11 protein-coding genes are annotated in these 12439 nt (G+C 63.8%); 7 read left to right on the top strand and 4 right to left on the bottom strand.

Annotated features, from left to right (window positions below):
- Nucleotides 1-10: 10 nt before the first annotated feature.
- Nucleotides 11-775, bottom strand: coding sequence for a triose-phosphate isomerase (gene tpiA, locus VF194_RS15970; RefSeq protein ID WP_330892182.1), 765 nt, complete (start codon nt 773-775; stop codon nt 11-13).
- 215 nt (nt 776-990) lie between these two features.
- On the opposite strand from tpiA, the gene VF194_RS15975 reads away from it, so the two are divergent.
- From VF194_RS15975 to VF194_RS15985, 3 genes are read left to right on the top strand one after another with little or no spacing between them, the layout of a single operon-like run.
- On the top strand, nt 991-2907 hold the full coding sequence (locus VF194_RS15975; protein WP_330892183.1) for a peptidylprolyl isomerase: 1917 nt from the start codon (nt 991-993) through the stop codon (nt 2905-2907).
- A gap of 16 nt (nt 2908-2923) precedes the next feature.
- Nucleotides 2924-4444, top strand: a complete 1521-nt coding sequence (gene trpE, locus VF194_RS15980; protein ID WP_330892184.1) for an anthranilate synthase component I — start codon at nt 2924-2926, stop codon at nt 4442-4444.
- Nucleotides 4445-4468: 24 nt separating this feature from the next.
- A complete protein-coding gene (locus VF194_RS15985) occupies nt 4469-5194 on the top strand; it encodes a DNA-3-methyladenine glycosylase I (protein WP_330892185.1) in 726 nt (241 codons plus the stop codon).
- 3 nt (nt 5195-5197) lie between these two features.
- Here VF194_RS15985 and VF194_RS15990 read toward each other — a convergent pair whose 3' ends face one another.
- Nucleotides 5198-5626 (bottom strand): helix-turn-helix domain-containing protein, encoded by a 429-nt coding sequence (locus VF194_RS15990; protein ID WP_330892186.1) that lies wholly within the window; start codon nt 5624-5626, stop codon nt 5198-5200.
- A gap of 134 nt (nt 5627-5760) precedes the next feature.
- Between VF194_RS15990 and VF194_RS15995 the strand changes: the two genes are divergently transcribed.
- The 3 genes from VF194_RS15995 (at nt 5761) to VF194_RS16005 (ending at nt 8135) form a co-directional block, all read left to right on the top strand.
- Complete coding sequence (locus tag VF194_RS15995; protein WP_330892187.1) at nt 5761-6504, top strand: SDR family oxidoreductase; 744 nt, start codon at nt 5761-5763, stop codon at nt 6502-6504.
- 18 nt (nt 6505-6522) lie between these two features.
- Nucleotides 6523-7107 carry a 2-hydroxychromene-2-carboxylate isomerase gene (locus VF194_RS16000; RefSeq protein ID WP_330892230.1) on the top strand — a complete coding sequence of 195 codons (585 nt, stop codon included), beginning with the start codon at nt 6523-6525 and terminating at the stop codon, nt 7105-7107.
- A gap of 95 nt (nt 7108-7202) precedes the next feature.
- Nucleotides 7203-8135: a class I SAM-dependent DNA methyltransferase gene (locus VF194_RS16005; protein WP_330892188.1), complete on the top strand. Its 933-nt coding sequence runs from the start codon at nt 7203-7205 to the stop codon at nt 8133-8135.
- Here VF194_RS16005 and VF194_RS16010 read toward each other — a convergent pair.
- The gene (locus tag VF194_RS16010; RefSeq protein ID WP_330892189.1) at nt 8095-9447 is read right to left on the bottom strand and encodes a divergent polysaccharide deacetylase family protein; all 1353 of its coding nucleotides are present in this window, start codon (nt 9445-9447) and stop codon (nt 8095-8097) included. The two genes, VF194_RS16005 and VF194_RS16010, sit on opposite strands and share 41 nt — an antisense overlap.
- A gap of 140 nt (nt 9448-9587) precedes the next feature.
- Between VF194_RS16010 and VF194_RS16015 the strand changes: the two genes are divergently transcribed.
- The gene (locus VF194_RS16015; RefSeq protein ID WP_330892190.1) at nt 9588-10106 is read left to right on the top strand and encodes an O-acetyl-ADP-ribose deacetylase; all 519 of its coding nucleotides are present in this window, start codon (nt 9588-9590) and stop codon (nt 10104-10106) included.
- On the opposite strand, the gene VF194_RS16020 is transcribed toward VF194_RS16015, so the two are convergent.
- Nucleotides 10076-12382: a methyl-accepting chemotaxis protein gene (locus VF194_RS16020; protein WP_330892191.1), complete on the bottom strand. Its 2307-nt coding sequence runs from the start codon at nt 12380-12382 to the stop codon at nt 10076-10078. The two genes, VF194_RS16015 and VF194_RS16020, sit on opposite strands and share 31 nt — an antisense overlap.
- Nucleotides 12383-12439 lie beyond the last annotated feature (57 nt).

Raw genomic sequence — 12439 nt, forward strand, 5'->3', positions numbered from 1 at the left:
ATCCATAAAACTAATTCTTTGCCTCAACTATAGGCCAGAAGTCATTGATCTTTAAACTGGCCCCACCAACGAGTGCGCCGTCGACATCGGCCACCGCCATGAGCTGGCGGGCGTTGTCCGGCTTGACCGATCCGCCATAAAGGAGGCGGAAGCCGGCGCCGTCATCGAAGCGGGCCATCAGGTCCTGGCGGATCGCCGCATGCACCTCGGCCACCTGCGCCGGCGTCGGCGTCCGGCCGGTGCCGATCGCCCAGACCGGCTCGTAGGCGATGACGGTATTGGCGGCAGCGGCATCGTCGGGCAGTGAAGCGCGCAGCTGGCCATTGATGACCTTGAGCGTCTCGCCGGCATCGCGTTGCGCCAGCGTCTCGCCCACGCAGATGATGGCGATCAGTCCGGCGCGATGGGCGGCCTGAGCCTTGGCCCGGACGACGGCATCCGTCTCCCCGTGGTCGGCCCGGCGCTCCGAATGGCCGACGATCACGTAAGTCGCCCCGGCATCCTTCAGCATCTCGGCGCTGATATCGCCGGTATGGGCACCGCTGCTTCTGGCATGGCAATCCTGGCCGCCGACGCCGATCCGATGGGGATCGGCCGGACTGCCCCCGAGCGCCTTGGCCATGGCGGCCACCAGCGTTGCCGGCGGGCAGAGGCCGAGTTCGGCCTTGGGTTTCTCGCTGGCGGCCCTGTCCGCCATCGCCTTGGCCTCCGCCAGGCTGGCCTTCAGGCCGTTCATTTTCCAGTTGCCGACGATGAGGGGCCGACGCGCCGCCATGTTGACCTCTTTCTGTCCGGGAATGTGCCTGATCTACAATATCCGTCGGGAAAGGCAAAGCCGCCCGTCCCGGCAAAACCCGGCTTTGCTCCCGGTTTTCCTCCGTAAGGGTGCCTTGCCCGCTCCCGGCCCCGCCTTTAGTATGCGCCGCCATTCCGGACGGACGTTGAAAGCCGGCCGGGAGCCGTTGTTTCGCTTAACTTTTTAGGTGTTTCATGCTGCAGCAGATGCGCTCCGGTGCCGCTTCCTGGATTGCCAAGGGATTGATGTTCGTCCTCGTGGCGAGCTTCGGCATCTGGGGCATTGCCGACTATATCCGCAATTTCGGCGGCAACGCGCCTGTGGCCAAGGTCGGAAACACCGAGATCAGCCAACCGGAATTCGCCGAAGCCTGGCGCCGCCAGCTAAGCCAGTTGCAGCGCCGCTTCGGCGGCAATTTCTCCGCCGAGCAGGCCCATCAGCTCGGGCTGGATGCGTCCGTACTGAACCAGCTCGTCGAGGATCGCCTCTATCAGCAGGCCGCGCGGGATATGGGCATTACGATCACCGAAGCCGATGTGCGCAACGCCCTGCTCAACGCGCCGGCCTTCAAGGGCGAGGACGGCCGGTTCAACCGCCTCGCCTACGAGCGCTACCTGCGCGAACAGGGTTACTCCGAGGCCACCCTGGTGGCCCTGCTGCAACAGGACGTTGCCCGTACCCGCCTGCTCGGCAGCCTTTTCGGCAGCCTGACCAGCGCGCCCAAGCTGATGGCCGACACCATTCTCGGCTACCGCCTGGAACGGCGCTTCGCCGATTACGTCGTGGTCGACAGCGCCAAGCTGCCGGCTCCGCCGGCACCGACGGCCGAGAAGATCGAAGAATATTACAAGGCCAACCCGGCGGCCTTTACGGCGCCCGAGCGCCGCAGCCTGTCCTGGTTCGAGATCACCCCGGCCGCGCTGGCCGCCAAAATGGAAGTAAGCGACGCCGAACTGCACGAGGAGTATGAGGCCAACCAGTCGGCCTATGTGACGCCGGAGAAGCGCGCGGTCGAACAGGTGGTGTTCACGACCGAGGCCGAAGCCAAGGCCGCCAAGGAGGCCCTTGATAAGGGCGAGGATTTCATGGCCATGGCCGCCCGGACCAAGAAGCTGAAGCCCGACGACGTCAAGCTCGGCTCCGTCGCCAAGAGCGAGCTGCCGGCTGCGATTGCCACTGCGATCTTCGACCTGCCGCTGAACACGGTGAGCGATCCGATCCGCTCGCCTTTCGGCTGGCATCTCGCCCGCGTAACCAAGGTCGAGCCGGGCAGCACCAAGACTTTCGATCAGGCCAAGGACGAACTGCATCAGCAGGTCGCGCTGCGTAAAGCGATCGACGGCATGACCAAGCTGCGGGCCCAGATCGACGACCAGATTGCCGGCGGCGCCATGCTAAACGAGATTGCGAAGACGCAGAATGCCACGCCGCAATCGGTTGCCAACATTGACGCCCAGGGCAACGGCCCAGACGGCAAGCCGGTCGAAACCCTGCCCAAGCTGCCGGCTTTTCTGACCCAGGCTTTCGATACCTCCATCGAGGCCGAGCCTCAGATCATCGATCTGCCCGAAGGTGGCCTGGCCGTGCTCAAGGTGACAGAGATTCAGCCTTCTGCCGTTCGTCCCCTGGATGAAGTCAAGGATCAGGTCGTCGCGGCCCTGCAGCAGAAGGCGCGTGCCGAGGCGGCAGCGGATCAGGCCAAGCAGATCGCCGAGCGCGTGCGCAACGGCAGCGATCTCGCAAAGGAAGCGGCCACTTTCGGGGGTACGGTGCATGTCAGCGCAGCATTGATGCGCAGCGGCCAGCCGGCGGAACGCGCATTCTCTCCTTCCGTGGTTTCGGCCTTGTTCGATGCCAAGAAGGCCGGCGAGGTCGTCACCGGCCCGGCAGCGGCCGTACCCGGTGTTGCGCCGAACAGCGCCATCGTCGCCCGGCTGAGCCGCATCAAGGCAGCGGATCCCGCCGCCATCGCCGCGCAGGAGGACAAGAGCCGGCAGCAATTGGCCGGCGGCATGGCCCAGGATCTGGTGCAGCGCTATCGTGAGAAGTTGCAGGAAGAGATCGGCGTCAAGGTGAATGCCGAGGCGCGGGCGCGCGCCGCCGGGTTCTGACGGTCGATAGAGAGTTATGAAGATCACTCCTGATTATGCCAGCTTCGCCCAGCGCTACATGGCGGGCGAAGCCCAGGTTCTGTCGACTCAACTCGTCGCCGATCTGGAGACACCGGTTTCCGCTTTCCTCAAACTGGCCGATGGCCGGCCCTGGTCCTGCCTGCTGGAATCGGTGGAAGGTGGTGCCGTCCGCGGCCGTTACTCCATCATCGGCCTCAAACCCGATCTGCTGTGGCGCTGTTTCGGCGACAAGGCCGAAATCAACCATAGCGCCCGTTTCGATCAGACCGCGTTCGAGCCCTGCCAGGAGCCGGCGCTGCAATCCCTGCGCAAGCTGCTGGACGACAATCGGATCGACCTGCCGGCGAACCTGCCGCCGATGGCGGCCGGCATCGTCGGCTTCATGGGCTACGACATGGTCCGCCTGATCGAGCCGAAAGTGCCGGACAACAATCCGGACACGCTGGGCCTGCCAGATGGTCTGTTCATGCGGCCGACCGTGATGGCGATCTTCGACTCCGTGCTCGACATGATCACGGTGGTCACGCCCGTGCGGCCCAAGGCGGGCATGGATGCCCGCGCCGCCTATGCCATGGCCAGCGAACGGCTCGCCGATATCGTGGCCGATCTCGACCGCCCTTTGGGCGCGGTACGCGATCAGATCGCCGATCTCGACGCCCTGCCCGAGCCGGCATCAAATATGTCGCCAGAGGATTACATGGCGATGGTGCGCAAGGCGAAGGACTATATTGCCGCCGGCGACGTGTTCCAGGTGGTCGTCGGGCAGCGCTTTTCCCTGCCCTTCCGCCTGCCGCCCTTTGCGCTCTACCGCGCACTGCGTCGGACAAATCCTTCGCCCTTTATGTTCTACCTCAACCTCGGCGGCCCCTGCATCGTCGGCTCCAGCCCGGAAATCCTGGTGCGCCTGCGCGACAGCGTTGTCACGGTGCGGCCGATCGCCGGCACCCGTAAGCGCGGCGCGACGCCAATGGAAGACGAGGCCTTGGCCAAGGACCTGCTCAGCGACCCGAAGGAACTGGCCGAGCACCTGATGCTGCTGGATCTGGGCCGCAACGACGTTGGCCGCGTGTCGCAGATCGGCACGGTGAAGGTCACCGAACGCAATGTCATCGAGCGCTACAGCCACGTGATGCATATCGTTTCCAACGTGGAGGGCAAAATCCGCCCCGAACTGGACGCACTGGATGCGCTCTTTGCCGGCTTCCCCGCCGGTACGGTATCGGGCGCGCCGAAGGTGCGTGCGATGGAGATCATCGACGAGCTTGAACCGGTGCGGCGCAGTTTCTATGCCGGCGGCGTCGGCTATTTCTCGGCCAATGGTTCGATGGATACCTGCATCACCCTGCGCACGGCACTGGTGAAAGACGGGACCATGTATGTGCAGGCTGGTGCAGGCATCGTTGCCGATAGCGATCCGATGTCCGAGCACATCGAATGCGTCAACAAGGCGAAGGCGCTGATCCGCGCTGCCGAAGAGGCCGAACGCTTCGCCAGCCGCGCCGGGCGGGGGCAATAGGCACGGACTTTACCGGGGGCGGAAATGGCGACATCGTTCAAGACCATCTATGCCCGCGCCGCCAAGCGCAAAGGCGGCGAGGCTCAGTTGAAGAAGCTGCTGCCGCCGAAACCCGATGAAAGGAAGCTCGCCAAGCTGACCGACGATCGCGCATTGGCCGAGATGGCGAAAAGGATCTTCTCGGCCGGCTTCGTTTGGAGCGTGATCGAGAATAAATGGGATAGCTTCGAGGCTGCCTTCCTGAAATTCGAGCCGCGCAAACTACTGCACAAGCCGGATGAGTTCTGGGAAAAACTGGCAAGCGATAAACGGATCGTCCGCAATCCGCAGAAGATTCGCTCCGTGCGCGACAACGCCCAATTCGTCCTGGATATCGCCGCCGAGCATGGCAGCTTCGGCAAGCTGCTGGCGGCGTGGCCATCGACAAACCAGGTCGGCCTGCTTGAACTGCTGGCCAAGCGAGGATCGCGGCTGGGCGGCAATACGGGGCAGTATCTCATCCGCTTCCTCGGCAAGGACAGCTTCATCCTGTCGCGCGATGTGATCTTCTGCCTGCGCGACGCCGGCGTGGAGATTGCGGAAAATCCAACCTCGAAGCGCGAGCGCCAGCGGGTGCAGGATCAGTTCAATATCTGGGCCAAGGAAAGCGGCCTGCCGCTGACCCATATATCGCGCATCTGCGCCATGTCGATCGGGCCGAACTACGATACCGAGACCTTGCAGCACTCAATGGGCGGCGGCGAGGAATGACGTTCACCCCGTCTTGCGCCTGATAACCGCGCACGGATGCGGCGCGACATCCTGTGGCCGAACCGCTTCGCCGCATTCCGAACAGGCCAGCACCGAACGAAAATCATGCCCGCAGGCGAGATGCCGATGCAGCATCGGCGGCCCCGCCCTGCCGGCATAGTATCTGTCTCCCCAGTGCACGAGACTGAGGATGACCGGATAAAGATCGAGGCCTTTTTCGGTAAGGCGGTATTCGAAGCGCTGCGGCCGTTCCTGGTAGAGTTCGCGCCGCAGCACGCCCTCTGCCACCAGTTTGTCCAGCCGTTCGCTCAGGACGCGCCGGGCAATGCCAAGGCTGGCCTGGAATTCCTCGAAGCGGCGCACGCGCAGAAAGCAATCGCGCAGGATCAGCAATGTCCAGCGATCGCCCAGGACCGCCAACGAACGCGACATGGAGCAATTCTGCTCCGATAGATCTCCCCAGCGCATCGCACCTCCGATGTCACAGAAAAAATCCTGCCATTGACTGAGTTCACTTTCAAGACTTATAAGCCTTAAGGTAAGATTTACCGAGCTGGGAGGCCTTCATGGGGGTGTCCGGGAAAAGCGGCACAGTCGCGGTAGTCGGGGCTGGCGATTATATCGGCGCCGCCATTGCCAAACGCTTTGCCGCTGGCGGCTATACCGTATTTGCGGGCCGCCGCAATGGCGACAGACTGGCGCCCCTGCAGGCGGAGATCGAGGCCGCGGGCGGCCGCTGCGTCGCTGCGAGGGTGGATGCGCGCAAGGAAGAGGATGTCACGGCCTTTCTGCAGGCCGCCGATGAGGCCGGGCCGCTTGAGGTCTGCGTCTTCAATGTCGGTGCCAACGTCAATTTCCCGATCCTCGATACGACCGAGCGGGTCTTTCGCAAGGTCTGGGAGATGGGCTGCTACGCCGGGTTCCTCACTGGCCGGGAAGCCGCGCGCCGGATGCTGCCGCATGGACGCGGCTCGATCTTCTTCACCGGCGCAACCGCATCTATGCGCGGCGGCATCGGCTATGCCGCTTTCGCCAGCGCCAAGGCGGGGCTGCGGGCGGTGGCCCAGTCAATGGCGCGGGAACTGGGCCCCAAGAACATCCATGTCGCGCATCTGGTGATCGATGCCGGCGTCGATACGGCTTTTGTGCGCGAGCGCATCAAGGCGCGCGGCGGCGATGCCGAAGCGCTGCCGCCCGATACATTGATGAACCCGGCCTCGATCGCGGAAACCTATTGGCAGTTGCACCAGCAATCCCGAGATGCCTGGACCTTCGAACTCGACCTGCGTCCCTATGGCGAAAAATGGTGATGCGGTGAAAAACGTGGAATTCCATTTCGACTTCGGCAGCCCGAATGTCTATCTCGCCCACCGCGTCATCCCCGCCATCGAGCAGCGGACCGGTGCAACTTTCCACTACGTGCCTGTGCTGCTCGGCGGTATCTTCAAGCTGACCAACAACCGGCAGTTGCCGTCCCGAACATCCCGAACAAGCTGCGGTACATGCAGATCGAAACGGAGCGCTTCATTCGCCGGCACGGCATCACCGAGTTTAGCTTCAATCCCCATTTTCCCGTCAATACCTTGCTGCTGATGCGTGGCGCGGTTGCCGCGCAAATGGAAGGCCTTCTGGATTCCTACGTTGCCGCCGTCATGCATCACATGTGGGAAGAGCCGAAGAAAATGGATGATCCGGCCATTGTCGCGGCAGCCCTGACGCAGTCCGGCCTCGATGCCCGCCGCCTGCTCGAACTGGCGCAGAGCCCGGACGTGAAGCAGCGTCTTGTAGACAACACCGCTCGCTCCGTCGAACGCGGCAGTTTCGGCGCCCCCACGTTCTTCGTCGGCGCGGAGATCTATTTCGGCAAGGATCAGCTTGGCGAAGTCGAGGTGGAAATTCGCTGTACGACGTAGGCGGACCATTCTTGGTTAGTGAATGGTAAAGCCCGATCGAAATATTGTTAAATAATGTACGAGCTTGGCAATCCCGCAACCTCTAGGGTGCGCCGATGCAACACGATCTCGTTCCTAACGCCATCGCCTGGGAGCAACGCGGCATTCTCGCCCAGGATCGAGGCCATCACGCGGAAGCGGCATCCCATTTCCGACAGGCCCTCGCCCTCTCCGACCGTGCGCTGTCGTGGCTCGGCCTGGCGCTCAGCCAGATCGAACTGAAACACGATGACGACGCCGTCTGCAGCCTGCGCCGTGCACGAAGCCTCGCGCCGCAATCGGGCGTCGTCGGCCATCTGCTGGCGGCACTGACCGGTCAGGCGCCCCTGCGGGCGCCCGACAGCTTCGTCAAATGGCTGTTCAACAGCCGGGCCGGCAGCTTCGATACCCATCTCACCCGGCTGGGATATCGCGGGCCGCAGATGCTGCATGACCTGATTGCGCTCCACTGGACACCGGAAGCCATGCTCGACATCCTCGATCTCGGCTGCGGTACCGGGTTGAGCGGCATCCCGTTCCGGCCCTATGCGGCCCGCCTCGACGGCGTCGACCTGACGCCGAACATGCTCGTACAGGCCAGCCGGCGCGGCATCTACGACAATCTGGAATGCAACGAGCTGCACGCGGATTTACGGAATCGCCCAGCCAACGGCTACGATGCCGTTCTCGCTGCGGACACCTTGATTTACGTTGGCGATCTGCAAGATCTGTTCGCGCTGGTTGCGCGCGCCCTGAAACCGGGCGGCAGTTTCCTGTTCACCGTCGAAACCGGAACCGAGGGCAGCGCCTATACGCTGACCTCTGCCGGACGCTACAGTCATGCCGATGATTATCTGCGCGATTGCGCCGCCGATCTCTTTGAGGTCGGCAATAATGCTGACGGCATGATCCGCGTCGAAAATGGCAGCTTTGCCGAGGGGCGCGCCTATCGTTTCGTGAAACGCGGGCTCAGCGCTCCATCTGTTCGCGGCGAAGCAGTACCGTACTGACGGGCACGAGGCTGAAGCCGCGCTCCTTCGCAGTTGCCGTCCACTTCTCCAACGCCGCCAGAGTCGACGGATGCGGATGACCGATGGCGATCACGTCGCCGCGCGCCCGGGCGATGCGCTCCATCGCGGACAATTCATAGGCGATACCGGGCGAGCGCGGGTCGTCGAGAAACAGGTCGCGCTCGACCGTATCCAGCCCCGCCTTGCGTGCCTCCTCGGCGGCGACCGACCCCGGACCTGAGAGGCTGTCGAGCCAGAAGACCTGACGGTTGCGCAACGCCGCCATCACCTCGGTCATGCGTTCATGATCACGGGTGAATCGGCTGCCCATGTGGTTGTTGACGCCGACATAGCCTTCGAAGCGGTCGAGTCCCCAATTGAGCCGGCGCTTGATTTCGGAAGCGTCGAGTTTCACCAGCAATGCATTCGGCCCGGGATCGTTGTGCTTCAGATCCAGCGGCTCCATGGGCAGGTGCAGCATCAATTCATGGCCGGCCGACCTTGCAGCGCGGGTCTGCGCCGCCAGATCGTTGGCATAGGTCATAAAGGACAACGTGATTGGCCCGGGCAGCGCGAGGGCCCGCGCGGTCGCCTTGTGATTCAGGCCGGCATCGTCGATCAGGATGGCCACGAATGGCGGCTTGGAACCGGCCGGCGGCGGCACGGCACGCGCGCGCCAGGCTTGCGGGCCTGCATCGGACGGCGCCAGAGATTTCGGCGGCACCGGCGCTGCGGCAACCTGCACTGGCGGGGCATCGGGATGACCGGTCGCCGTCTCGGTAGGCTGCGCCGGCGCGGGCTCTGCCGCGGGCGGCGGCGGAGCAGCATCTTCCGGCTTCTGCGCTGCCTGCTCCTGTTCGACGGGGATGGGATTCGGGGGCGGCGGCGGTGGCGCCAGGGCAGGACGCTGGTCCGAAGCTGGAGCGAGAGGCCATGCTTTCGCTTGCCCGCCAGTCCCGAACGGCGCCGCGTCATGCGGCTTCACGGTTGTTTCCGGCTGAGGCGCCAGGGGCGTAACCGTTGCAACGGCGGCCACAGGCGTCGGCGTGGCGCTGCCGACTGCGATACCCATCGCTATCCCGCCGGCCAGCAATGCCGCCGCCGCCGCCATCAGCGGCCAGTTTGCCGCGATGACGCCGCGACGCGGCAATTTTGGCGATGGCGCTGCCGCCTGCGTGGAAACCGGCGCTGCGGGCGTCACCTGCGTCTGGGTGGCGCCATAGGCATTGGCGGCAGTCTGCGCCGTGGCCGCGCGCTGTGCCGTATTGCGCGGCCTGAGTTTCAATGTAGGCGTGTTGTCAGGATCGCTCATCTGGACCCGGTTAAACGATCGGGCGAGCGGCAGCAAGCCGCGCCTTTCAAGGTCTTGGCGGGACTATGCTTTCGCCATGGTTAGGGAAGCGTAAAAAAGGGGCAGAGCCGACGAGTCGCCGATATGCTAATTTTTCAGTCATGCACCATGATCGGATCAAAATCGAGACTGGCGATATCACCAGGCTGCAGGTCGATGCCATCGTCAACGCGGCGAATGAAAGCCTGCTGGGCGGCGGCGGTGTCGACGGCGCGATCCATCGTGCCGCCGGACCGGACCTTTTGGCCGAGTGCCGCATGCTCGGCGGCTGCCCGACGGGTCAAGCCAAGATCACACGCGGCTACCGCCTGCCGGCCCGCCATGTGATCCATACGGTCGGCCCCATTTGGCGCGGCGGCAGCCGGAACGAGCCAGATCTGCTGGCAAGCTGCTACCGCAGCAGCCTGACGCTGGCCAAACAGCATCGGCTTGCCAGTATTGCCTTCCCCGCCATCTCCACCGGGGTTTACGGCTATCCTTTGCAGGCCGCGACGGAGATCGCGGTCCGCGAGGTGCAAGGCTGGCTGGCCAAGGCCGATCTGCCCGAACTGGTGATATTCGCCTGCTTCTCTGAGGAAGCGGCGGCTGCCTATGCGGCGGCGCTCAAATCCTGTTCCTGAGACAGCTTGAAGAAGCCGATCGAGGCCGCAAGCTCGCGGGCCTGGTCGGCCAAGGCCTGCGCCGAGGCCGTTGTCTCCTCCACCAGCGCGCCATTGCGCTGCGTCATCTGATCCATCTGCACCACGGCATCATTGATCTCATCCAGTCCGCCGGCCTGCTGCTGGCTGCCGATCGATATCTCCTCAATGATGCTGGCGACGCGTTTGACCGCCTCAACAATCTCGTTGAAGCTTTCCCCGGTTTGGTTCACCAGCTTGGCGCCATCGCGCACCTGGGTATTCGAGGTCTGGATCAAGGCCTTGATGTCGCGTGAAGCTTCCGCCGAGCGCTGGGCGAGCGCCCTCACCTCCTGGGCCACGACGGCAAAACCCTTGCCCGCCTCGCCCGCACGGGCCGCCTCGACGCTGGCATTCAGCGCCAGCAGATTGGTCTGGAACGCAATCTCGTCGATCAGCGATACGATATCGACGATCTTGCGCGCGCCTTCTTCGATCTGCGCCATCGCCTGCATCGTGTTGCCGACGACCGTGCTGCCGCGCGTTGCGGCATCGCTTGCGGCCTCGGCCAGCTTGCTGGCCTGGCGGGCGGCATCGGCGGTGTGCCGCACGGTTGCCGTGATTTCTTCCATCGAGGCCGCCGTCCGCTGCAGGCTGGCAGTCTGATCCTCGGTGCGCTGGGCCAGATCGTGGCTGCCGCCGGATATCTCCGCCGAAGCGTCGCGCACCGTGGCCGCAGCAGTACTCAGCCGGCCGACAATGTCGGCAAGCTGTTCGGCCAGGCTGTTGGCATTGCTTGCCAGGTCCTCGAAAAGCCCGCGATAGCCGCCATCGATGCGATGCGTCAGATCGCCGCTTGCCAGCGCCTTCAGCATGGCTCCGAGATCGCCAAGCGCCTTCTCGACGGTGGCCAGCAGTTCGTTGACCCCGATGCCAAGCGCATGCATAACGCCCTGCAGCTTGTCGGCTTCGATCCGGCGGGACAGATCTCCGGCGATCGCCGCACTGACGATCTGGCCGATTGCCTCTTCCAGGAGCTGCTCCTGCGCCTTGCGCTCGCGTTCGAAGGTCTCACGGCTTTGCTCGACCACCTTCTGCAGGCGTTCGTTCTCCTGGCCGCTGGTCTTGAAAACCTCGATCGCCTTCGCCATGGCACCGATTTCGTCGTTGCGGGAGGCTTCGGTCAATTCCACCGACCAGTCGCGGTCCGCCAATCGCCGCGTTGCCGCCGTCAGGCGAAGGATCGGAGCGGTGATCTGGGGACCGACGAACCAGATGGCGATCACCGCCGCGATGCCGAGGCAAAGGACGGTAATGCCGATCATCGCAAGCTGTGCCGTCGTGGCCTGGCCGGCCGCCGTATTGGCTGCATGATCCGCCGCCGAGCGGGCGCTGCCGACCAGAGCATCGACCTTACCCGAGAGCTCCGCGGCGGCGGCACGGGTCTGATCCAGCGCCATCGTTGCCGTCCCCATCACCCGCAATTCACTGCGGCGCACGGCAAAAAGGCTTTCCGGACCGACACCACGGCCAAGCAGCGTTTTCGTCGCCGCATTCAGTTCGTCGATCTTGAACTGCTTGCTGGCGGTGTCGAGCGCTTCGATCGTGGCGCTGTTCAGCTTGGCGAACTGCTCGACCAGCTTGTCGAGCGCCGGATAATTGGCGGCCTGGGCGGCCACGGACATAACGCCAACCGCCTGGTTCACAGCGTTGTTCGCCGCGATCAGGGCATTGGCGGCCTCGGAAACCTCCTCCTTGGCATCGGGCCGGCGCAGCTCGGTGACGGCCCGGTCGAGCGCCGGCTGCATCTGCGCCTGGAAGGCCGAAAAATCGCTGCCGATCTGGTTGAGAATCTCATTGTGCTGTTCGACATAGCCGAGCCGGGACCCGACCAGCCGATCGACCAGCTTGATGCGCGCCTCGATCAGGCTTACGGCCTTCTCGATCTCGTCGATCAGACCAGCCTGCTCGGGATCGGCACTGGACTTGACCAATGCCAGCGTCTGGCTGAGGCGCTCCTGCTTTTTACTGAGTTCGTCGACCGCCTTCTTGCGGGTGGCCTCATCGTCGGCGGCGGCCAAAATGGGAGCCCCTGCAGTCACTTCCGCACTCAACGAGGCAAGATTGAGGGCCGACACGACGGCCGGCAGATTCGTCGTGGTGATACCCGTGTAACTGTTCTGGACTCGGGTGAAAAAGAAGCCGCCGACCAGATTTGAAACCAAGGTCAGTGCGGCCAAGGCGCCAATCGCCAGGTACAGTTTCTGCCGGATACCCATTCTTTCCTCCCACCCAGGCCTTTTTGGCCAATTACAACCCGGTTCTGGACCGTGAAA

This window comes from Ferrovibrio sp., from assembly GCF_036381655.1.
GTDB lineage: Bacteria > Pseudomonadota > Alphaproteobacteria > Ferrovibrionales > Ferrovibrionaceae > Ferrovibrio.